Raw genomic sequence first — 21,377 nt, 5'->3', positions numbered from 1 at the left:
ATAAAAAATTTTACTTGCCGAAAGGAGTGCGGGGTAAATGAAATCTCAAGCACAACCCCTAACAAGACGAGGAGCAGAGTTGATTGTTGATACGCTGATTGCTCAAGGTGTGACCCATGTTTTTGCCATTCCAGGTGCAAAAATTGACGCTGTATTTGATGTATTAAAAGACAGAGGTCCAGAGCTTGTCCTATGCAGACATGAACAAAATGCAGCCTTTATGGCAGCTGCTGTCGGACGACTAACTGGCAAACCAGGTGTTTGTCTCGTCACATCAGGTCCTGGTGCATCTAATTTAGCAACAGGTCTATTAACAGCCAATACAGAAGGTGATCCTGTTGTCGCAATCGCTGGAAACGTCATTCGTGCGGATCGTTTGAAACGAACACATCAATCACTCGACAATGCGGCATTATTCAAACCAGTCACAAAATATAGCGTTGAAGTACAAGACGTTCATAATATACCAGAAGCATTAACAAATGCTTTTCGCGCGGCACAAAAAGGGCAGGCTGGAGCAGCATTTATCAGCTTTCCACAAGATGTCGTGACAGAACACACCACACAAACAGCAGTGTCTGCTCACCCTTCTCCAGAATTAGGTCCTGCACCGGATGCTCTCATCAGTTCGGCTATCGCCAAAATTCAAAATGCACACTTACCTATTGCGATTGTGGGAATGAAAGCCAGTCGTCCAGCTGCTGCAAATGCCACAAGAGCATTATTAAAAACACTTGGTATCCCATTTGTTGAAACGTACCAAGGAGCCGGCGTTCTCTCAAGAGAGCTCGAGTCTCAATATGTAGGCAGAATCGGCTTATTCCGTAATCAGCCGGGTGACCTTCTCATTGAACAAGCAGATGTCCTTTTGACCATTGGCTTTGATCCAATCGAATATGATCCGAAGCATTGGAATCTTCAGCCGCAGCAGCGCCAGATCATCCATGTTGATGACATGCAGGCAGATATTGACCATTTTTATGAGCCAGCGCTTGAACTTGTAGGCAATATTTCTGAAACGGTCAAACATCTAGCGCATGACAGTGTTCCTCTTTCTCTATGCAAAGAGAACATAGAATTAGTCACTGAATTACAGGAGCTATTAATCGACATTGAAAAGGCACCAGAAAGAGAAAGTCATCGAGCTCACCCGCTGGATGTCATTCATACATTGAGACGCCTGATTCCTGATGACACAAAGGTCACGTGTGATATCGGATCTCACGCGATTTGGATGTCCCGTCACTTCCGCGTCTATGAACCGAACTCATTCTTGGTGAGTAACGGCATGCAAACATTAGGCGTCGCATTACCATGGGCAATTGCGGCTTCTATATTGAATCCCGATGAAAAGATTATTTCGGTTTCGGGTGATGGCGGTTTTCTTTTCTCCGCAATGGAGTTAGAAACAGCTGTCCGCAAGAAGACAAACCTCGTTCACCTTGTTTGGAACGACAGCACATACGACATGGTTGCGTTCCAGCAGGAAATGAAATATGACCGTACATCCTGCGTTGAATTCGGGCAGATCGATTTAGTGAAATATGCGGAAAGCTTTGGAGCGACTGGATTACGGGTCAACTCACCTGAGGAGCTTTCAACCGTCCTTCAAAAGGGTATAAACATAGAAGGACCCGTGATCATTGATATTCCGATTGACTATCAAGATAACCCTGACCTCGCCAGTCAAAAATGGCCAGAAGTCTATCGCAAAAAACACACAGCGAACATCAGATAAGACTTCGATACATTACATTAAAGGAGTGAGCGGATATGGGTATGATGCACCCAATGAATCAACAGAATGACACAAGACAGCATGACAAACAGCAAGAGGTTTATCAAGTATCGACAATGACCTCCCTGCTGGAAGCCGTATATGATGGAGATTTCTCCCTCGCGCATATTCCTGAACACGGTGATTTTGGCATCGGTACATTCAATCAATTAGATGGAGAGCTGATCGGCTTTGACGGCGCATTTTACCGGCTGCGCTCGGATGGAACAGCGACACCGGTCACCAATCAAGATTATTCACCATTCTGCTCTCTAGCATTCTTTGAAACAGATATCGTTCATCGAATTGATGCACCTATGACGTCCAAAGAACTTGAAGAAGAAATCGACCGCATTTTACCAAGTAAGAATATCTTTTATGCGGTCCGCATTGATGGATCTTTCAAAAAGGTTCAAACACGTACCGTTGAAAAACAGGAAAAACCTTACGTTCCGATGGTAGAAGCAGTCAAGTCTCAGCCTATTTTCGACTTCGAGGATATTCAAGGTACGATCGCAGGCTTCCGTACACCACAGTACGCCCACGGCATTGCGGTAAGTGGATATCACCTTCATTTTATTGATGAAGATCGAAGTGTTGGGGGACACGTATTTGATTACACCGTTGATCAAGTCACCATTCGCATTTCTCAAAAACGTCATATGAATTTACACCTGCCGAATACGCAGGAATTCTTCCAAGCCGACATTGATCGAGCTGACCTTGCACAGCAAATTGCCAGTGCAGAAAGCAGCCCGGATCAATAAATGAAGACACCCCGATGAGCTCGGGGTGTTTTTTTATGCATAAAGATGTTTTTTCGCCCGTAACGTTTTCGTTTCGATACTAAATGAGAAATCAACCATTCTATACGTAATGAAATATGATAGAATATCAACAGAAGAAAGGTGGTTATATGGTGTCAAAAGACTATAGCATTCCGAACTTAACATTAGACGAAAGAGATAAACAAATTTTATCCCTATTACACGAGGACGGGCGCATGTCTTATACAGATCTCGGCAAACAGGTCGGTCTGTCACGTGTTGCCGTACAAGCCCGCATTCAGCAGCTCATTGAAGCAGGAGTCATTGAACGTTTCACCGCTGTGATTAACCCCGCGAAGGTCGGCATTCATGTCTCTGTCTTCTTTAATGTAGAGGTAGAGCCAAAATTTTTAGAAGCGGTTGCCCTTCAGCTTGAAAAGGAAACAGCTGTCACAAGTCTTTATCATATGACAGGACCAAGCAAGCTGCATATGCATGGCATTTTTCAACATGAACAGGAAATGGAGACATTTCTGACAAAAAAGCTATACCCACTAGAAGGTGTCGTCAGTGTGGACTGCCAAATGCTCATTAAACGATACAAAAGCCGCATGGGCATGAAATTGTAGACAGGAGTTGAACCACTTGCAATCATATATCGAACTCATTATCGCTATGGTGCGAACCGGGATTCTCGGTTTTGGCGGAGGCCCTTCCGTGATACCGCTTATTCGCCATGAAGCGGTGGTGAAATATCAATGGATCAACGATGACGAATTCGGAGAAACACTCGCCATCGCCAATGCATTACCAGGCCCGATTGCAACCAAAATGTCGGCATACCTCGGCTATCGATTAAAGGGCGTATCTGGCGCAATTGTCGCAACAGCTGCTCATATTTTACCGACATGTCTCGCTATGGTAGCCCTTGTCACACTTGTCAGCGTCTTAAGCTCCTCACAAATCATTCAAAATATGATTGGTGCTGTGACCCCTGTCATTGCCGTTCTGTTAGGCATCATGGCATATGAGTTTGGACAAAAAACGCTGAAAGGCTTCGGCATGATCTTCGGGATCGCTCTATTCATTCTTGCCTTTGTCGGGCTGCAAGTGCTGTCCATTCATCCAGGAATCATTGTGATGATCTTTTTATTTTATGGCGCTTTTCATTTTAAGCTGAAAAATCGCTGGCATCGGTCAAATAAAGAGAAAGGAGTGTCTTCATGATACTGATTCTCTTTTTATTCTGGGCATTCTTTTTATCTAATCTATTAGGATATGGCGGAGGCCCTGCATCCATCCCGCTCAATTATGAAGAAATCGTCAATCATTTTCATTGGATGACGAACGAAGGATTTTCTAATATGCTGGCTTTAGCCAATGCACTGCCGGGGCCAATCGCTACGAAGATTGCAGCATATGTCGGCTATGACGTCATGGGCTGGCCAGGTTTTATCGTGGCACTGCTTGCAACTGTTCTGCCTTCCGCTGCTGGACTCATTTTATTGCTCAAGCTCATTGACCGTTTTCGCCAATCTCCCGTCGTAAAAGGCATGACCTTATCCGTACAGCCTGTCATTGCGATGATGATGCTTTTATTAACATGGGAAATCGGCGGAGATGCAGTGAAAGCCATCGGCTGGACACAATCTCTCGCCATTGCCACGATCTCCTTTTTCTTGATGACCAAATTCAAGCTGCACCCTGCCTTTCTTATTGTGGCTGCTTTCTTATATGGTGGATTCATTCTGCCGCATTCATAAAGACCGATAACATTCACTGTTATCGGTTTTCTTTTACATATAAATTGGAGAAACTGATCTGCGCCCAATCGAATGATACTCGACCCCTGCTTCTTCTGCCGCTTCAAGTGTATGACAGTTTCGTCCATCGAAAATAAGCGGCTGCTTCATCCATTTTTTGTAGGACGCGAGTGGAAACGACTGAATATCCGCCCACTCTGTTAATAGACAGACCGCATCGGCATCCTTGATCGCTTCCTCAATCGTTTGAGCAAATAAGACTTGATCCGGCAGTTCACGAGCTGCATGCCGAGCAGCAACAGGATCATACGCCACAAGCTCCGCACCTAATTCATGAAGCTCATGAGCGATCGGAATAGATGGTGCCTCCCTCATATCGTCTGTATTCGGTTTAAAGGACAGACCAAGAAGCGCAATTCGCTTCCCTTCAAGAGCTGCCCCCAGCCGCTCCTGAATATTTCGGATAAAACCTATCCTTTGCTCATTATTTACTTTGATGACAGCCTTTAACAGCTCAAAATCGTGGGACACATGCCCTGCAATTTGGACAAGTGCATTTGTATCCTTCGGAAAACAAGAACCTCCGTAACCAATGCCCGCTCTTAGAAAGGAAGAACCGATCCGCTGATCAAGCCCCATTCCCTGCGCCACCCATTCAACATCAGCCCCTGTTTTTTCACAAATGGAGGCAATCTCATTCATAAAGCTGATTTTTGTCGCCAGAAATGCATTTGATGCATACTTGATCATTTCAGCACTTTTACGGTCTGTTTTGACCATTGGAAGGTGGAAGTCAGCATACATGTCCTCCAGCTGATCTAATACGGCTTTTGTTTCAGCACCAATCACAAGCCGATCCGCCCTCAATGTATCTGAAATGGCAGAGCCTTCCCGTAAAAATTCTGGGTTAGATGCAATCGCTAGTGGCTCCTTCCGTTCTAATTCTTGATGGATTAACTGATCGATTTGATCACCCGTTCCGACAGGCACTGTACTTTTCACCACAAGAATTGCCCCTGACTTTGCTTTTAAGCCCATCTCTTTCGCAGCCTGAAACACAAACTGTAAATCAGCTTGGCCATCTGCCTGCTGCGGGGTGCCGACCGCGATCATTAATACATCTGCCTTCGTGTAGGCTTCCGCTCCATTTATGTGAAAATGAATTCGTCCCTGCTCAAGATTGCGTTTCAATAGCTCTTTTAACCCGGGCTCATACATTGGGGGAGTTCCCTGTTTCAGCTGCATGACCTTTCGGCGATCAATATCAATACACGCCACATCATGTCCTGCCTCCGCTAAACACACACCTGTCACAAGCCCTACATACCCACAGCCTGCAATCGCAATATTCATGACACCATCAGCTCCCCATACTCCTTATGCTTGTAATGACATCGTATGCTGGGAGCTTTCATTCCATTCTTAAAAGCATACAAAAACCCCCTGCCATCACTAGCAGGGGGTCACTTTTATGAAACAAGACCATTTCGAATATGAGCAATCAGATTTTCAAGCATTTCTTTTGTTGTGACATCATTTGAATTTTCACCAATATCATGAGCGTACATCAAAATCTTTAAAAACTCTTCTTGATTTAAACCCTTATTATCCATGTCTGTATCCTTTCGATTCCACTAATTTCATTATTATATGCTGTAAGGTTGGTTTATGCAATACTCTATTACATCATTCGACAGCTTTTGAAATTTATGACCATTTTCATGAAAAACTTTTTTATAAATCCCCATTGAGCTATAATAAAAGAATTGGAATCTTTTACTTGGTTAGGAGCGGATCAAATGCTTCAGCACAACATCAACGAAGAAGAAATCAAACAAACAGCCGAACAGATCAAAGAACTTCTTCCTGCAACAGATGAAAACAAACAACTCATCAAAAAAGCATTGATTACTTATAGACAGGACAGCGTATATCGGCTCAAGCAAGAGTCTGATACTGAATGGTCAGCTTATGTACATGATGTCGTGGCAGCAAGAGTCCACCTTCATGTGCTGTTTCCTGTGAGAAGCAGCTGCTCATGTCCAGCAGATGGACTTTGTAAACACATTCTCGCTGTCTTCTTTTCGCTATACGCTCAAGTAGAGAGTGTAACCGGATTTACAGAAAATTGGTCAGAAAAGGATGAATTACAGCGCAGCAAAGAACTGATTCGCCAGCACTTCCAAGTGAAGCGCCCAGACGAACAATCGCTCCAAAGCTGGCTGACTTTTTTCCAAGAGGAATTTAACCTCTGGCTGAAACGGACACCGAAGCACCAGCAAACACCGCAGCATTTGTATTACGGCTATTTATCGATCCTAAAAAAACACGCACCTGCTTCACCTGAATTCAAGAGCTTGTATGCGATTCATACGTCAATCGATGTATGGCTTAGGCTTCATGAACTGATCGACCTCGGCCGGCTTGATGCCGAAAAAGACTTTTATTCCATGAATCCATATGTAGAACAGCTCATGAACACCATTTTCGATTCAGTGGATCATTTGAAGACATACGCCCTTTCCTTTTCCCTCGATCCGTTTCTTGAAAACACACCAACTGCCGTTCGTACACTTCTTCAAATCAATGGACCTTTCCAGCATGAACGAGTAGCGGTCTTTATGGAGATTTGGGGCACCATATTAAATAGAGGGAAATGGGTCAAAAAAGAAACAGAATTACTAAAAAACGCCCAGAAAAAAGAACAAACGGTTGAACGTACCATCGGGCTGATGCACATGGACTATTTACTGAAAGAAGATGAAAGCCTCTTTCAGCAATTACAGCTGCTCAATGCGGATATGCTACCAAATGTGCTCAATTGGCTGAAGGATCTCACAAACCGAAAAGACTGGAAGCGGCTCAAGCTCTGGTATCATGAAATCACCTATATATTAGAGGAATATTGCCAGCTCGACCTTTCCTACAGAGAACTGCGGGGGGCTGTCAGTGATTTCTTCTTTTATTTAGATGCATATTTTAAGCAGACGAAGGATCATCATTTATATGAACGCTATCTCCAAATCTGTATGCCCTATGCGTTTACAGAATACAGTCAGCTATTGTATACACAGCAGCGTTATGCGGAATGGATTGAGATTCACAGCCTTGTTGGTTTCACCATTAGTGAACTGGAGAAGGATCTGATCAAACAGATTGCAAAAGAGGAGCCAGAAGCCCTCATTCCATCGTACCACCGTGAAATCTCACTGCTTCTCGATCAAAAGAATCGAAGTGCTTATCGAGAGTCTGTGAAAATGCTGAAGAAACTGCGCACGCTTTATCATAAAACGAAAAAAAACGCGATTTGGGAAAGGTATGTAAAGCAGCTGCAAGATTCAACAAAACGGCTGCGTGCGTTCCAAGAGGAAATGAAGAAAGGAAAATTGATTGATGACACGCCATAAACAAATTGTCATTCATGCAGAACAAACAGAAGATTTCTCTTTCACCATTTCAGCGCAAGCAGAGGACGGACACCCTGTTCCGCTTAATGAAATGAAGAGGCAGCTTTTCCAATGGCACGAATCTTCTTTCTACGGAACATTCTTAGAAGATGTCAGCTTTATTGGTACACCTGCCTTCCTGTTAAGCCCTTGGATGACCGTTGAATTGCTTGGTAAAAATTCATTTAATACGTTTAGTCATGTGACCTTAACAGATGAAACGGAGCCACTGATGAAAACAGCCTCCACCATTTACGAATTTATCGAGGACGAAGATTTCGTTCCCGATTACGAGGCATGGACAAAAGGCGAGCTTCGGTTTAAAGATAAAGAAGGCCTATTAGATGGCTATACGGCTGATTGGTTCTCCTTTGCTGTACAGGATTACATTCAATATGATGATACCTTGCAGCACAAATGGGAACACATGAACGCACAATCGCCTGCGCTCTCAACCTTCCAAGGACATTTTCTAGATGAGCAGGATTTCTTGGAGACGATTGGCTGGATAGATGATGAGACGCCGTTCACTGTCGGCTTGCGCTTAAATGAGCCGGATTTTGACGGAGATGATTGGAAAATCGAATTGTTTTTGCGAGATAAGAAAAACAGTGACCTTCACTTTTTTGAAGGCATCCGTTCATTGAAAAGGTCTTGGCATCCGTATCAAGATAAAATTTCAAGAGAGCTGGAACGATTCAGTCAAATTGTCCCTTGGCTTTCTTTCACATCTGGCACCACACTCATGTCAGAAGAAGAGGCGTGGCTCTTCCTATCTGAAGCGAGTGAAACACTTGTTAATATGGGTATTGAGATTCTGCTCCCATCGTGGTGGCAAATTGTTAAAGACAGTACGATGATGTTAAAAGCAAGGATTTCCTCTACACCGCGAGGCGAATCGCATGTTGGAATGGACGCATTAATGGACTTTAATTGGCGCTTTGCTACAAACGGCATTGAACTGACAGAAGATGAGTTCAACGAGCTTGTCCAAAGCAAACGACGCCTTGTCAATATTCGAGGACAATGGATTAAAATAGATCCGACCTTCATCCAGCAAATGAAAAAGTGGATGGAGCGTGCCGAAAACGAAGGACTTCACATGTCTGATATTTTGTCACGCGAACTGGCAGATCAAGAAGCCTCCTCTGAATCGATTCCAGAGCTATTGGACAGTTCAGCATTTGCCCATATTCAATTTGAACTTTCATCCCAATTAAGAGGGCTTGTCCACCAATTAAATGATACGCACGAGCTGCCTTCATACGAAATGAGTGAGTCCTTTAAAGGCACACTGCGTCCGTATCAGCAGCATGGCGTGAACTGGCTTTTATTTTTAAGATCGCATGGATTTGGGGCTTGTTTAGCAGATGATATGGGCCTTGGAAAAACGATTCAAATGATCGCGTATTTCACGTATTTGAAGGAGCAGGAGCAAAATGCCGCTCCCTCTCTCATCATTGCGCCGACCTCTGTTTTAGGAAACTGGCAGCGAGAGCTCGAAACATTCGCACCACATTTGAAGGTTGCCCTGCATTACGGCCCAGCACGTCCACAGGGAGAGGACTTCACAAAAGCATACGAGTCAACAGATATTGTTCTGACATCTTATGGACTCTCACATTCTGATCGTGATGAATTAACGGCAGCAAAGTGGAATACCATTTGCTTAGACGAAGCCCAAAACATCAAGAACGCTCATACAAAACAATCGAGAGCGATTAGACAGCTCAAAGGACAGCATCACATTGCCCTCAGCGGGACACCAATGGAAAACCGTTTGACAGAGCTTTGGTCCATATTCGACTTCGTCAACAAAGGATATCTCGGCAGCCTGACCGGCTTCCATAAAAAGTTCGTCCTTCCAATTGAAAAAGACCGTGAAGAAAAAAGAATTGAACAGCTGCAGCAGCTGATCAAACCATTTTTATTAAGACGAACAAAACAAGATGAAGAAGTCGCCCTGAACCTGCCTGAGAAACTCGAAGAAAAAGAATTCATTCCGCTATCCGCTGAGCAGGCGTCTTTATATGAACAGCTCGTGAAGGATACATTTGAACATATGGCATCATTAACAGGGATGCAGCGAAAAGCCATTATTTTAAGTATGCTTGGCAGACTCAAACAGATTTGTGATCACCCTGCGCTCTATTTAAAAGAGAGTGGAACAGATGTGAAACTGCTGAAACGTTCGTTAAAAATGGATAAACTCGCAGAGCTGTTAAAAGCGATACATGAGCAAGGAGAAAGCTGCCTCATCTTTACGCAGTATATTGAAATGGGCAACATGATCAAGCAGCTGGCAGAAAAGATGTTTGGAGAACCGGTCCAATTTTTAAATGGCAGCCTCTCAAAACAGGAGCGGGACAAAATGGTGGACCGCTTCCAGAAGAAAGAATTCAACATTTTAATTCTTTCTTTAAAGGCAGGAGGAACAGGACTCAACCTAACCGCCGCAAACCATGTCATTCACTACGATAGATGGTGGAATCCTGCTGTGGAAAACCAAGCGACAGACCGAGCTTATCGGATTGGACAAAAACGATTTGTTCACGTCCATAAGATGATCACAACGGGCACAATCGAGGAAAAAATCGATCAAATGCTCGAAACAAAACAAACATTAAATGATCAAATTATTCAAAGTGAGAGCTGGATTACAGAGCTATCAACAAATGAACTCGAAGATTTGTTTACCTTAAGTGCCGCCGCTCAATCATCTTAATTACAGCAAAAAGAGGACTTTTCTCAAGTTTCATGAAAAGTCCTCTTTTTTATTTCATATAAACGTAAGCTAAATGTTCAGTTTTTTCAATGCAGATTTCACATTCATATACGTATTTAATTCACGGAAGTCCTCTCTCATTTCTCCCATTTTCATCGCAAGATTCGGTTTAATTCCTGTCACAATGAGTTCAGTACCCGTCATTAAAATCAAATCGTTCAGCTTAAAGATCGCATCAGCCACAAATGAATCCACTTCTAATAATCCGGACAGATCGACAATAAAATAATCATCCTTGGATTGAGAGATATAGGTGGAAACCGTTGAAATGATCTTATCAAATCTTGGCGCTGTTAATGTACCAATGATCGGTAACACAGAGATCCCATCTTTCACCGGAACGATTGGGACAGAAATATTCAGCACTTCATCAATTGATTGCTCAAGAAGCTCTTGCTGTTCCTTCTCTTTCGTGACATCCTTTTGCAGACCAACGAAATAAAGACGTTTCCCTTCATTTTCGTCAATCCAAAGTGGAGCGACACTTAACTCGTTCCAAAACATTTGTCCAGATTTTTTATAATTTTTCAGCTGAACAGTGACAGCCTCTTTGTTCTCAATGGCTGTTCTAATTTGTTTGAGAGCGATTTGTTCAGTTTCATTTCCCTGAAGGAAACGACAATTCCTCCCCAATACTTCGGTTTCTTGATAGCCTGTCATATCTAAAAAGCCCTTGTTCACATATATTAAAGGATTATCAGGTAAAGACGGGTCCGTCACCGTCAGGCCAACCTGAGTATAGTCCAAGGCTTCCTTGATTAAATGCAGATTTTCGGACTTATAAGATTCCAGCGCCATTCGTTTACTCTCCTTATTTTCCTTACAAGCGGGTTATATTCTTAATTAAATTATATGATGTTCCACATCATGTGTAAATAGAAGTGGTTCTGAATTCCTCTTTTGTAGAATGCGCTTCATCCTATGTGATTTATACCGCGACATCTGATTCATCTATTTCAAAAGGTGCCGGATCATATGCGCCACACCATGTTCATCGTTTGATAACGTGACGTGATCAGCGATTTCTTTTATATCCTGCCTCGCATTCCCCATCGCAACCCCAACACCAGCAGCTCGAAGCATCGATTCATCATTTAAACTGTCTCCTACAGCCGCTGCCCTACTTAAAGGAATACCTAGTCTTTCTGCCAGCCTTGTTAATGCCTGCCCTTTAGACGCGTGCTTTGAACCAATTTCAAAGTTATGATCAGCCGAACTGACCAATGTTAAATCTAAATCATCACCAAACATATCCCATCCGGCTTTCAATCTGTCCTGAAAGAAAGAAAAACCTAAAATGTTGTAAAATGAAAGCTTTCGATCCTCACGAAACAATTCTTTATATGTATCAATATAAGAAAAACCAGACTGGCTATATTGAACTTCTGCCGCTTGCTTTAAGACATTTTGATCCGTTTCTGGATTTGCACTTTTTAAACGGTCCATTTCAATCGCAAGAAGCTCTCTGCCGCGATTCGGTGTGAAAATGGCTTCGTTTGTAAAGACTTCATAATAATAATCACGTTCTTCAAGCCATGACAATATGTGTTTAGCCTTTTCTTCTTGTAAAGCAGCTGAATGGTACACTTGTCCAGTTGGATCATGAATCACAGCTCCATTGGCACTAATCACCCATGTATTCATACCAAGCTGGTCAAAAATAGACCTCACATCAAAATACGCTCTCCCTGTTGAAACGACAACCTCAATTCCATTCGCAGCTGCTTCCTTTAATGCCTGCTCGTTTTCCTGACTCACTTTGTGTTCACTGTTCAATAAAGTGCCATCTAAATCCGTTGCGATTAATTGAATGTTTGTCATCGTTCTCTCCTTTTTGTCTTTATTTTCAACCGATATCCCGTTAACAAAAACCATCATCATTATGTAATGAGTATCCACCATTTGCAAGAGCTGATCGGTTAAACAGTGAATAAAGGGTATCCGGCCACGCATTATGACCGGATACACACAAAGGGGATTCATAAGGGGACACATAACCTATACAAAGAAGCATTGGTTCTATTACGCAGTGTTCATATGCACAAGGCAGCATCTATCAGCTTTAGCTAGAGGGGGGCTGTCAGATGATAGACGTTACCTTTTGATCGGGACTTGCCTCCTTTCCTTTCAGCTACCCCTAGTCTACGGAGAAAGGCCTGATGTGACAAAACGTGAAAATAGCAAAATAGGCCTTCAAATTCTTTATATCCTCATTAATTTCTGTTTTTTACCGCTTGCGTATAAAACATCATCTTGTTTTGTTTGATGAAATACTTATTTTTCATAAATTGATAAAAAATATCTGAATGAATCCAATTACTAGAAGGCATGTGAATATAATCAGATCCGTCCCACGCAAACCAATAAAAACAAAGCCGTCCATCATGAACCGACAGCTGAAACTCAAAGCAGTCCATTTGATCCTCAGTGACATATTGAAACGTGAGTGACTCTCCTTCTTCCATATAGACATCACAAAATGAAAGAATGTCTCCCCACGAATAAACACGTATATCACTCTTTGCCTTCTCCTCGCCAATATGAATATTTCTCAATTGATAGGACTCCATAAAACATCTCCTTTCACTCATGTGCAGCTAATTCTAAGCAGGCAGCGGTTTCATTTATACAGATGTTGTATGCTATAATAATACTTACGAATAATGAACGCTTGTGAGGTGATAAATATGAAAACCTTTAGGCTGATTGATTTAAAAATTGAACTTGATCCACAGCAAGATAAAATGTCCAGCATTCCCCTTCGTGACGGTTTAATCATTAATAAAGAAGACGGTGAAAATCACTGGATGATCGAGGCACTCATTCCAAAGAAACATAGACAGGTGTTTGAGGTACTCTTTCAGCAGCACACAGAAGTGAAGATTCTTGTAACGATCACTAAAGAAAACAACCGCCCTGTTCATCTATCTGTCCAAGTCAAAAACATCGTTGCCTTAGAAGAAAACATTTCTGTATTACTCGATGGTAAAATGATTACAAATCGTTACAGAACAGAAACTGAAGAAGTATTAAAAGACCTCGTCAAAGAGGGACTTTCAGGAGAAAAACTACTGGATGCTTTTAAACAAAACACATAAAAAAGAGCGGGATCAGCCGCTCTTAGATTGTTGACAAAGGGCTAAAATGAACTTGATTTTAGCCCTTTGTCTTCTTTTCAGCGTGTTTGAAAACCTTTGAAGTCTAGGAAGGGCGAGCACTGGAACGGAGCGAATTTAACATTCGTGAGTACCGGAGCGCAGACCTGACACCGAATGCAAGGGTTTGTCTACACGCTGAGAGCGGGATCAGCCGCTCTTTTTCTATTGCACATCTTTAGACTGGCTTTGATTTTTCAATAGATCTCTAATTTCAGTTAGCAGAACTTCCGTTTGATCCGGCGTTTCCACAACCTCTTCTTCCTCGACCTTTTTCCGTTTTAACTTATTCAAATAACGAATAAAGATAAAAATGGAAAACGAGATAATTAAGAAATCAACCACTGTTTGAATAAAATTTCCATATAAAATTTGAGCAGCTCCGATTTTAATGGATAAACCGCTAAAATCATGCCCTCCAATAATAATACCGACAAGCGGCATGATTAAATCATTCACAAGAGAAGTGACAATTTTGCCAAATGCTCCCCCAATGATGACACCTACAGCCAAGTCAATGACATTGCCCTTGACGGCAAACTCTCTAAATTCTTTCAGCATCCTTTATCACCTTCATCTTTTTTTGTCTAATATGACGTTTTTTTGTCAAAATTGCAAGTCCTTATCCGTTCTAACTGAACGTTGCTAAATAAAAAAGCGATTCATGCTTGATGAACCGCCAGGAAAATCATGATACTTTAGGACCGATAGAAAATGTCAAGTCTGCTTCACATGCAACTTCGCCATCTACTGTCGCTACTGCTTTTCCTTTTGCCACCGGCCCGCGGAGGCGCGTCACTTCAACCTCTAAACGAAGCTGGTCACCAGGCTTGACCTGTCTTTTGAAGCGGCAGCCGTCAATCCCTGCAAACAAACCGATTTTCCCTTTGTTTTCTTCCTTGCCTAACATAATCACACCAAAAACCTGTGCGAGTGCTTCTACAATAAGCACCCCCGGCATGACTGGGTATCCTGGGAAATGGCCATTAAAAAATTCTTCATTTACTGTGACATTTTTAATCCCAACCGCTCTTTTTTCTCCCTCAACCTCTAAAATACGGTCAACCAATAAGAATGGATAACGGTGTGGGATAATGTCTTGAATTTGCTGAGCATCAAGCATATCTTGATCTCTCCTTCTTTTCTATATCGCTGATCTTCATTTGATTCCTATAGAAGTATATTATGAATGCTGGCATTTTTCAATATTCACCTTACGTATATGGTAAAAAATAGAATCTACCATTACCAATTGTCATCAAATATAATCCACACTACACTCATTGTTTTTTCACAAATATGGTAATATATATTACATCATTGATTGAATAAGAGGGTAAAAATGAATTTTATGAGCGATAAATCCATAAAAAAACTTCTCCATTCCTGGTATACAATGCTGAAGCATCGACATTTTTCGAAGGCTGAAGAAATCAAAAAAACACTACTAAAATATAAACGTAAATTATCAAAAAAACAGGAGCTCTATTTCCATTATCAGCTGATGCTTTTTCGTCATCAGCTCTGGATGAATCAGACAGAGGACTTAGAAAAACTCAAACACGAACTGCTGCCACACAAAGATGAAATGAACGAAGAGCTGCAATATTATTTTTACTTTTTTCTCGGATTATATGAATCTTTAAAAAGTGATCAAAATGATGCGATTCATTATCTCGAAAAGGCAGAGGATCGACTGCCATTACTTGACGATGAGCTGGAGGAAGCAGAGTTCCATTTCCGTACAAGCGGTGTTTATTATAACAACCGTTACTCGTTGTTATCGATTCGTCATGTTCAAAAAGCCATGGATATTTTTGCAAAACACGGAGATATCCATAGCATCTATCGGTGTAAAATTGTGCTCGCTCTTAACTTTAGCGACCAAAAAAAATATGAGGAAGCGGAAGATATTTTCATTGAAATTATTGATTACGTGAAAAAAATTGATGATCAAGAGCTGCTTGGTATCGTTTATTATGATGCTGGCTTTATTCAGTCAAGACAAAACCGTCACAAGGAAGCGCTAGAATACTTCAAAAAAGCGCTTCGTCTTCCAGCATACCGAAAGTCAGCACATTCCTATGTATCGTGCCTATACGAAACTGTGCGTTCCTGTTTTAAAGAGAATTTAACCGATGAAGGGATGAAATATATTCAAAAAGGGCTGAAAGAAGCCGTTGCTTCCCAGTTTGATATTTTAAGAATGAAGTTTCAAATTTTATCTCTTCTCTACAGCCAAACGCCAAAGGCAGATGAGCAGATCGCCACGCTCGTCACATGTCTTGAACGAAAAGAAGCCTGGATTGATCTTGAGGACCTGCTTGCTGATGTCTCAGATTTTTATAAAAAAAAGGGCGACTTTGAACGAGCCGCCTTTTTTATCATGAGAGGCTGATATCAGCCTACTAATTATCGAATTGTATTAATTAATCCCAGCATTTGATCACCCATCGTGATTGTTCTTGAATTCATCTGATAGGATCGCTGTGTGGTCATGAGGTCTGTTAATTCTTTCGACATGTCCACATTTGACGTTTCCAGTGCACCTTGCTGAAGCTGAATCGCCTCTCGGTTTGCTCCATTTAGTGCTGTTAGTGCGCCTTGATAGGTTCCGTCGACTGAGAACAAATTATCTCCTTCAGAGACAAGTGCTGAAGAATTGTTGACTTGTACAACGCCTAGATTCACTTGCTGATTCGGTTGATTATCTCTTGAAATCGCCGTAAGCCGTCCATTTTTATCGATTGAAATATCACGGAAATTCGCATTTAAGACGATCGCATTCCCATTTTCATCAAGAATCGGATAGCCTTCGCTCGTGACAAGCTGTACTTGGTTACGGTTATTGCCCGGCTGTAAGTAAAGTGAACCATCTCTTGTATAACGGATATTACCGCCGGCGTTGACCTGCAAATACTGCGACGGCGCTCCGAATGCAACATCAAGATCACGTCCAGTTTCTTTAATTGAGCCTTGCAGCGAGTTAATGGACGCATTGACCATTGTCCCCGTACCAAGCCTTAACCCAGCAGGTGTCAGACGACTGTTTGCCACCTGCTCATTTTTTTCATCTACCTGGTTAAACTGCTGTCTGATCAGCTCTGAGAAACGGGTGTTTTTCGCGCGGTACCCTGTTGTCTCACTGTTCGCGATGTTGTTGCTGATGATGTCAAGCTGCTTTTGCACTTCATTCATCGAGACAGCTGCGTTTATCATCGTTCTAAGCATAAGTATCCTCCTTTCTTTTTCATTTCTTGATTAGTACACTCTTCCAATTTCATTCACTGCTTTTTCTAAGCTTTTATCATACGCCTGAACCACTTTTTGGTTTGTTTCAAATGCTCGGTAGGCCGTTGTCATATCTGTATATGATTTCGTCACATCGACGTTCGACAGCTCCGATACCCCTTGGCTTAACGTATAGGACATTTGACCGTTATTGACTGCACTTGGGAGGGGCTGATTATCAGCTGTACGATATAAATCATTTCCTTCACGCGCTAGGTTTCTTGTATCCATCGCAACTCGTACATCAATTTGACCAAGATTTTGGCCATTTTCAGTGACAGTACCATCTGCATTCACTTTGAAATTCTCACTCTGAACCGTAATCGGCTGACCCGTCACGGAAAGAAGAGCACGGCCATTAATGGTCAACTGATTTTGTGCGTTCAATGTAATGGAGCTGCTTTTCGTATAACGAACGCCTTCTGGTGTGTTGACCGCATAAAATAGCGCTGATTTCTGATTGGTCTCCGGATTGATCGGCACATTATTTTCAACTAGTGCTACGTCTGTTGTTTGATCTGTTGTTTTTAAAGTTCCCTGTGTAAATTGAGGGATTAATTCCTGCATATATGTCCCAGTATTGATTCCACCAATCGGCGATTGCAGTGGAACACTAAAGCCTTTGCCCGAGGATGTTTGGAAACGTCCTGATTCCATTCGGCTCAGCAGCATTTCTGGAAATGCACGCATTGCCCCTTCATCTGCTTTATAGCCTGGCGTATTCGCATTTGCGATATTATTTGAAAGCATTTCTGTCCGCCGCTCTTGAGCGATCATGGCAGATGTTGCGGTGTATAGTCCTTTTAACACGTGCTCACCTCATTCAAATTCTTTCACATGACCTAAACACAATCTTCTATGAAATATATCGGCTAATTAGCAGGGTTCTTTAATAAAAATCCCCCATTCTTTCTAAAAAGAATGAGGGAAACCATTAGCTGAGTTTACGCTTTGGCAGCTTGTCCATATTATCAAGCATTACGCCAGTACCAACTGCTACACAGTCCATTGGATTTTCAGCAACGAAAACCGGTACTTTCAGCTCTTCAGCAAGCAATTGATCAAGCCCGTTTAGAAGAGCTCCGCCACCTGTAATGATGACGCCGCGATCGATAATATCAGCTGATAATTCAGGCGGTGTTCTCTCAAGAACTTGTTTCGCAGCCTGAACAATCGCAGATACAGATTCACGCAATGCTTCTTCTACCTCTTTGCTTGTGACGGTAATCGTTCTTGGTAATCCTGTCACCATGTCTCGACCACGAATTGAAATCTCTTCGTGACGTGCGTCTGGGAATACCGTTGCAACTTGGATCTTAATATCCTCAGCCGTGCGCTCACCGATCAACAGCTTGTACTCTTTTTTAATGTAGTTTAGAATTTCCAGATCAAATTTGTCTCCAGCCATTTTAATAGAAGAGGCGGTTACAATGTCACCCATTGAGATGACAGCGATATCTGTCGTTCCGCCTCCAATATCTACGACCATGTTTCCACTTGGCTGAAAAATATCCATACCAGCACCAATGGCTGCTACTTTTGGCTCTTCTTCAAGAAATACATGCTTACCACCGCTTTTTTCAGCAGCTTCTTTGATCGCCTTCTGCTCAACAGATGTAATGTTTGTCGGGCAGCAGATGAGCATACGCGGCTTAGAGAATAGCCCTTTCACATTTAATTTGTTAATAAAATGCTTGAGCATCGCTTCAGTTACTTCAAAATCAGCAATTACGCCATCTTTTAATGGACGAATCGCAACAATATTCCCAGGCGTACGTCCAACCATACGTCTAGCCTCTTCTCCAACAGCCAAAACTTTCCCGCTGTTTTTGTCAAGAGCTACCACAGATGGTTCATTTAACACAATTCCTTTTCCTTTGACATGAATCAGTACATTGGCAGTACCAAGATCAATTCCAATATCCCTAGCAAACATCTATATATATCCTCCTTGAAAATCTGTTTCCATAGCAAATACCACATTCTGCCCTAATTATATATTCTATCATAATTTGCAGAAAAAAAGATATTTCTTTACAAAAGTCTTTACAAAATTTGTGGTTAGAAACTACCGATATGAGGAAGATATATATATCATGTTTATGAACAAAGAACTAAGCTTACTGTTTCACAGGCTCGCCTTCTAAAATTTCTTCTTTTTTATACTTTAACTTGGTGGCTTCTCCTCCTCGCAAGTGGCGGATTGATTTATGATAATCCAGTATCTCCTTCACTTCATTAGCCAGATCTGGATTAATTTCTGGCAGCCTTTCTGTTAGATCCTTGTGTACAGTACTTTTAGAGACTCCAAATTCTTTCGCAATAACACGAACGGTTTTCTTTGTCTCCACGATATACTTTCCTATCTTGATTGTTCGCTCTTTGATGTAATCGTGCACACCACTCGACCTCCCTAAAATGGATGTGAGAAGTGTGAAATGAGATCCGTATGAAGATTATCCATTTTCAGCGGCGCTTGTTCGTCGTAATTTCTCATCCATTAGGTAGTAAATGCCAAACACGATCCCTCACCTCAAACACTCTCTTTGTCAGGTTTGTAACAGTGTATTAGCATTGAATAGGGAATATGCTAAAAATGAAGATGGGACAAGGGATTTATCAGAAAAGGCTAAACAAAAAATCATTTCGGGGCGCGAAAATTTTCACTTTACAAGAAAGGATTCAGCACGTAAAATAGAAAAGGTGAATTTATTTACCTAGCTAAATATTTAAAAAAGGTGAGCATATGGATACGTTAAATAGAGAGTGTTTACATCAAATACATCAAGGCGCACGACTTCTGTCTAAAAAGGCGAACGAAGCGCTTGCTGCTTATGACTTGTACATGTCCCAGTGGACTGTGCTTTTTTGTTTGGATACATTCGGCCCGAAAACCCAAAAAGATATCTGGACATATTTGAACGTCGAAGCACCGACGATCACCAGAACCGTCACCCGTTTAGAAGCAAACGGCTGGGTGAAACGTGTACAAGGAAAAGACAAACGTGAGAATCTGATCGTGATGACAGATGATGCAAAAGCCCGATTTGAAGAAATCAAACGCACGATGGAACAATTTGAAGAAGAATGTCTTTCAGATTTTACCTACGAAGAAAAACAACTCCTCCATACACTTTTACACAAATTATCAACTGAATAGGAAGTGACATACATCATGAACGAACGTATTTGGACAAAAGACTTTATTATGATTGTCCTGGTGAATTTATTTACGTTCACCTCTTTTTATGCCCTTTTGACATTACTGCCCATTTACACAATGGATGAACTAAATGGAACAGAATCACAGGGCGGCCTCCTTGTGACGGTCTTCTTATTATCTGCAATTGTGACAAGACCTTTCTCGGGCGCCATTATTGAAAAATTTGGCAAAAAACAGATGGCGATTTTCTCTTCTACGGCCTTTGCCTTACTCACTTATTTATACATCCCGATTGATCAATTCCAAACGCTTCTTATACTGCGTTTCGTACAAGGGATCTTTTTTAGTATTTTGACGACAGTAGCCAGTGCCATTGCGGCTGATATGATCCCGAAACATAAACGCGGGGAAGGACTCGGATACTTTGTGATGTCCATGAACCTCGCTGTTGTCATCGGTCCATTTATCGCACTGAATCAAGTGGGAAAAATAGGATTTCATTCCTTATTTCTTCTCTTTTCCATTATCGTAACAATCGGAGCCGCTTTTACGATGCTGATTAGACAGCCAGAGCCTGAAAACGGTGGAAGTATCGTCTTCCGATTCACGTTTTCTCACCTGTTTGAAAAAGGCGCATTAAAAACAGCGGCCGTCGGCATCATTATTTCCTTCTGTTATTCGCCGATTATTTCATTTATTTCAGTTTATGCCAATTCACTCCATTTGATGGGTGCAAGCAGTTATTTCTTTATTGTGTTTGCGGCTGCAATGCTTGGATCACGTCCATTTACAGGCAGACTTTTTGACCGGGTTGGAGCTCACATTGTGATCTATCCTTCGATTGCCCTTTTTGCTATTGGTTTATGGATGCTGACTGCGACACATTCAGCCACAATGCTTCTTCTATCAGGCGCTGTGATTGGACTTGGCTACGGATCGCTCGTGCCATGTTTACAAACACTTGCGATTCAGCACTCACCAGCTCACCGTACAGGATATGCGACGGCCACTTTCTTCACCCTGTATGATACGGGTATTGCTGCTGGCTCATTTGTCTTTGGACTCCTTGTCAGCTTCACAGACTTTTCAAATGTGTACCTCATTGCGGGTATTGTGGTCTTACTGAGTATGGGCGTTTTTTATTGGAGCGAACGAAAACCCCAGGAAGCAAAAGCACAAAAGGTCTCCCTTTCAGAATAAAAGGATACTATTTTAAACTTCACCGGAAAC

At 42.0% G+C, this 21,377-nt stretch carries 22 protein-coding genes; 11 read left to right on the top strand and 11 right to left on the bottom strand.

From position 1 onward, the window contains the following. Window positions 1-37: 37 nt before the first annotated feature. From alsS to V6Z54_RS09595, 5 genes are all read left to right on the top strand, one after another. Window positions 38-1,738, top strand: a complete 1,701-nt coding sequence (gene alsS, locus V6Z54_RS09615; protein WP_338527266.1) for an acetolactate synthase AlsS — start codon at window positions 38-40, stop codon at window positions 1,736-1,738. 35 nt (window positions 1,739-1,773) lie between these two features. Further along, a complete protein-coding gene (gene budA / locus V6Z54_RS09610; protein ID WP_024423683.1) occupies window positions 1,774-2,544 on the top strand; it encodes an acetolactate decarboxylase in 771 nt (256 codons plus the stop codon). A 152-nt stretch (window positions 2,545-2,696) separates the two neighbouring features. Beyond that, window positions 2,697-3,173 (top strand): Lrp/AsnC family transcriptional regulator, encoded by a 477-nt coding sequence (locus V6Z54_RS09605; RefSeq protein WP_024426311.1) that lies wholly within the window; start codon window positions 2,697-2,699, stop codon window positions 3,171-3,173. Between the two features lie 16 nt (window positions 3,174-3,189). Next, a complete protein-coding gene (locus tag V6Z54_RS09600) occupies window positions 3,190-3,771 on the top strand; it encodes a chromate transporter (protein WP_041087916.1) in 582 nt (193 codons plus the stop codon). After that, complete coding sequence (locus V6Z54_RS09595; RefSeq protein WP_041088620.1) at window positions 3,771-4,307, top strand: chromate transporter; 537 nt, start codon at window positions 3,771-3,773, stop codon at window positions 4,305-4,307. The genes V6Z54_RS09600 and V6Z54_RS09595 overlap by 1 nt, the downstream gene beginning before the upstream one ends. Before the next feature lie 33 nt (window positions 4,308-4,340). Here V6Z54_RS09595 and V6Z54_RS09590 read toward each other — a convergent pair whose 3' ends face one another. Both V6Z54_RS09590 and V6Z54_RS09585 read right to left on the bottom strand, forming a co-directional pair. Beyond that, window positions 4,341-5,660 carry a UDP-glucose/GDP-mannose dehydrogenase family protein gene (locus V6Z54_RS09590; RefSeq protein ID WP_041087914.1) on the bottom strand — a complete coding sequence of 440 codons (1,320 nt, stop codon included), beginning with the start codon at window positions 5,658-5,660 and terminating at the stop codon, window positions 4,341-4,343. 116 nt (window positions 5,661-5,776) lie between these two features. Next, a complete protein-coding gene (locus V6Z54_RS09585) occupies window positions 5,777-5,920 on the bottom strand; it encodes a hypothetical protein (protein ID WP_003214884.1) in 144 nt (47 codons plus the stop codon). A 186-nt stretch (window positions 5,921-6,106) separates the two neighbouring features. Between V6Z54_RS09585 and V6Z54_RS09580 the strand changes: the two genes are divergently transcribed. Together V6Z54_RS09580 and V6Z54_RS09575 are read left to right on the top strand one after the other, a co-directional pair. Beyond that, entirely contained in the window at window positions 6,107-7,714 is a 1,608-nt protein-coding gene (locus V6Z54_RS09580; protein WP_075612041.1) for an SWIM zinc finger family protein, read from the top strand. Beyond that, window positions 7,701-10,478 carry a DEAD/DEAH box helicase gene (locus tag V6Z54_RS09575; RefSeq protein ID WP_338527265.1) on the top strand — a complete coding sequence of 926 codons (2,778 nt, stop codon included), beginning with the start codon at window positions 7,701-7,703 and terminating at the stop codon, window positions 10,476-10,478. Before V6Z54_RS09580 ends, V6Z54_RS09575 begins: the two co-directional genes overlap by 14 nt. A gap of 69 nt (window positions 10,479-10,547) precedes the next feature. Here V6Z54_RS09575 and V6Z54_RS09570 read toward each other — a convergent pair whose 3' ends face one another. The 3 genes from V6Z54_RS09570 to V6Z54_RS09560 form a co-directional block, all read right to left on the bottom strand. Beyond that, the gene (locus V6Z54_RS09570; RefSeq protein ID WP_338527264.1) at window positions 10,548-11,336 is read right to left on the bottom strand and encodes a PAS domain-containing protein; all 789 of its coding nucleotides are present in this window, start codon (window positions 11,334-11,336) and stop codon (window positions 10,548-10,550) included. Between the two features lie 153 nt (window positions 11,337-11,489). Next, complete coding sequence (locus tag V6Z54_RS09565; protein ID WP_235354827.1) at window positions 11,490-12,350, bottom strand: Cof-type HAD-IIB family hydrolase; 861 nt, start codon at window positions 12,348-12,350, stop codon at window positions 11,490-11,492. Between the two features lie 401 nt (window positions 12,351-12,751). After that, window positions 12,752-13,108 (bottom strand): hypothetical protein, encoded by a 357-nt coding sequence (locus tag V6Z54_RS09560; protein ID WP_041087904.1) that lies wholly within the window; start codon window positions 13,106-13,108, stop codon window positions 12,752-12,754. Window positions 13,109-13,225: 117 nt separating this feature from the next. Here V6Z54_RS09560 and V6Z54_RS09555 point away from each other — a divergent pair, with 117 nt between their 5' ends. After that, entirely contained in the window at window positions 13,226-13,636 is a 411-nt protein-coding gene (locus V6Z54_RS09555) for a YwpF-like family protein (protein ID WP_024423692.1), read from the top strand. A 222-nt stretch (window positions 13,637-13,858) separates the two neighbouring features. On the opposite strand, the gene mscL is transcribed toward V6Z54_RS09555, so the two are convergent. Both mscL and fabZ read right to left on the bottom strand, forming a co-directional pair. Further along, the gene (gene mscL / locus V6Z54_RS09550; RefSeq protein WP_024423693.1) at window positions 13,859-14,254 is read right to left on the bottom strand and encodes a large conductance mechanosensitive channel protein MscL; all 396 of its coding nucleotides are present in this window, start codon (window positions 14,252-14,254) and stop codon (window positions 13,859-13,861) included. Between the two features lie 127 nt (window positions 14,255-14,381). Then, window positions 14,382-14,816 (bottom strand): 3-hydroxyacyl-ACP dehydratase FabZ, encoded by a 435-nt coding sequence (fabZ, locus tag V6Z54_RS09545; protein ID WP_041087902.1) that lies wholly within the window; start codon window positions 14,814-14,816, stop codon window positions 14,382-14,384. Window positions 14,817-15,035: 219 nt separating this feature from the next. Here fabZ and V6Z54_RS09540 point away from each other — a divergent pair, with 219 nt between their 5' ends. Continuing rightward, window positions 15,036-16,091, top strand: coding sequence for a tetratricopeptide repeat protein (locus V6Z54_RS09540; protein ID WP_073978884.1), 1,056 nt, complete (start codon window positions 15,036-15,038; stop codon window positions 16,089-16,091). A 14-nt stretch (window positions 16,092-16,105) separates the two neighbouring features. Here V6Z54_RS09540 and V6Z54_RS09535 read toward each other — a convergent pair whose 3' ends face one another. The 4 genes from V6Z54_RS09535 to spoIIID all read right to left on the bottom strand — a co-directional run bounded on the left by V6Z54_RS09535 (window position 16,106) and on the right by spoIIID (window position 19,383). Further along, window positions 16,106-16,924 carry a flagellar hook-basal body protein gene (locus V6Z54_RS09535; protein ID WP_034281197.1) on the bottom strand — a complete coding sequence of 273 codons (819 nt, stop codon included), beginning with the start codon at window positions 16,922-16,924 and terminating at the stop codon, window positions 16,106-16,108. A 30-nt stretch (window positions 16,925-16,954) separates the two neighbouring features. Then, window positions 16,955-17,794, bottom strand: coding sequence for a flagellar hook-basal body protein (locus V6Z54_RS09530; RefSeq protein ID WP_039182029.1), 840 nt, complete (start codon window positions 17,792-17,794; stop codon window positions 16,955-16,957). A 124-nt stretch (window positions 17,795-17,918) separates the two neighbouring features. Further along, entirely contained in the window at window positions 17,919-18,920 is a 1,002-nt protein-coding gene (gene mbl / locus V6Z54_RS09525; protein ID WP_007497573.1) for a cell shape-determining protein Mbl, read from the bottom strand. Window positions 18,921-19,104: 184 nt separating this feature from the next. Further along, window positions 19,105-19,383 carry a sporulation transcriptional regulator SpoIIID gene (gene spoIIID, locus V6Z54_RS09520; protein ID WP_008343327.1) on the bottom strand — a complete coding sequence of 93 codons (279 nt, stop codon included), beginning with the start codon at window positions 19,381-19,383 and terminating at the stop codon, window positions 19,105-19,107. Between the two features lie 347 nt (window positions 19,384-19,730). Here spoIIID and V6Z54_RS09515 point away from each other — a divergent pair, with 347 nt between their 5' ends. Both V6Z54_RS09515 and V6Z54_RS09510 read left to right on the top strand, forming a co-directional pair. After that, a complete protein-coding gene (locus tag V6Z54_RS09515) occupies window positions 19,731-20,144 on the top strand; it encodes a MarR family transcriptional regulator (protein ID WP_024423697.1) in 414 nt (137 codons plus the stop codon). A gap of 15 nt (window positions 20,145-20,159) precedes the next feature. Continuing rightward, window positions 20,160-21,347, top strand: a complete 1,188-nt coding sequence (locus V6Z54_RS09510; RefSeq protein ID WP_073978883.1) for an MFS transporter — start codon at window positions 20,160-20,162, stop codon at window positions 21,345-21,347. Window positions 21,348-21,377 lie beyond the last annotated feature (30 nt).

The sequence above is a fragment of the Bacillus sp. MAG717A genome, from assembly GCF_036884855.1.
In the GTDB taxonomy this organism is placed as follows: Bacteria; Bacillota; Bacilli; order Bacillales; family Bacillaceae; genus Bacillus; species Bacillus safensis.
Note: the sequence above shows the minus strand (reverse complement) of the source record. Positions and strands in the feature narration are given on the sequence as shown.

What these genes read in the sequence shown, in the direction of transcription:
- V6Z54_RS09580 (WP_075612041.1), top strand. Translation starts at nt 6,107, where the DNA reads ATGCTTCAGCACAACATCAACGAAGAAGAAATCAAACAAACAGCCGAA.
- V6Z54_RS09535 (WP_034281197.1), bottom strand. Translation starts at nt 16,924, where the DNA reads ATGCTTAGAACGATGATAAACGCAGCTGTCTCGATGAATGAAGTGCAA.
- V6Z54_RS09540 (WP_073978884.1), top strand. Translation starts at nt 15,036, where the DNA reads ATGAATTTTATGAGCGATAAATCCATAAAAAAACTTCTCCATTCCTGG.
- V6Z54_RS09510 (WP_073978883.1), top strand. Translation starts at nt 20,160, where the DNA reads ATGAACGAACGTATTTGGACAAAAGACTTTATTATGATTGTCCTGGTG.
- V6Z54_RS09555 (WP_024423692.1), top strand. Translation starts at nt 13,226, where the DNA reads ATGAAAACCTTTAGGCTGATTGATTTAAAAATTGAACTTGATCCACAG.
- V6Z54_RS09560 (WP_041087904.1), bottom strand. Translation starts at nt 13,108, where the DNA reads ATGGAGTCCTATCAATTGAGAAATATTCATATTGGCGAGGAGAAGGCA.
- alsS (WP_338527266.1), top strand. Translation starts at nt 38, where the DNA reads ATGAAATCTCAAGCACAACCCCTAACAAGACGAGGAGCAGAGTTGATT.
- V6Z54_RS09575 (WP_338527265.1), top strand. Translation starts at nt 7,701, where the DNA reads ATGACACGCCATAAACAAATTGTCATTCATGCAGAACAAACAGAAGAT.
- mscL (WP_024423693.1), bottom strand. Translation starts at nt 14,254, where the DNA reads ATGCTGAAAGAATTTAGAGAGTTTGCCGTCAAGGGCAATGTCATTGAC.
- V6Z54_RS09585 (WP_003214884.1), bottom strand. Translation starts at nt 5,920, where the DNA reads ATGGATAATAAGGGTTTAAATCAAGAAGAGTTTTTAAAGATTTTGATG.
- budA (WP_024423683.1), top strand. Translation starts at nt 1,774, where the DNA reads ATGGGTATGATGCACCCAATGAATCAACAGAATGACACAAGACAGCAT.
- mbl (WP_007497573.1), bottom strand. Translation starts at nt 18,920, where the DNA reads ATGTTTGCTAGGGATATTGGAATTGATCTTGGTACTGCCAATGTACTG.
- V6Z54_RS09570 (WP_338527264.1), bottom strand. Translation starts at nt 11,336, where the DNA reads ATGGCGCTGGAATCTTATAAGTCCGAAAATCTGCATTTAATCAAGGAA.
- V6Z54_RS09515 (WP_024423697.1), top strand. Translation starts at nt 19,731, where the DNA reads ATGGATACGTTAAATAGAGAGTGTTTACATCAAATACATCAAGGCGCA.
- fabZ (WP_041087902.1), bottom strand. Translation starts at nt 14,816, where the DNA reads ATGCTTGATGCTCAGCAAATTCAAGACATTATCCCACACCGTTATCCA.
- V6Z54_RS09590 (WP_041087914.1), bottom strand. Translation starts at nt 5,660, where the DNA reads ATGAATATTGCGATTGCAGGCTGTGGGTATGTAGGGCTTGTGACAGGT.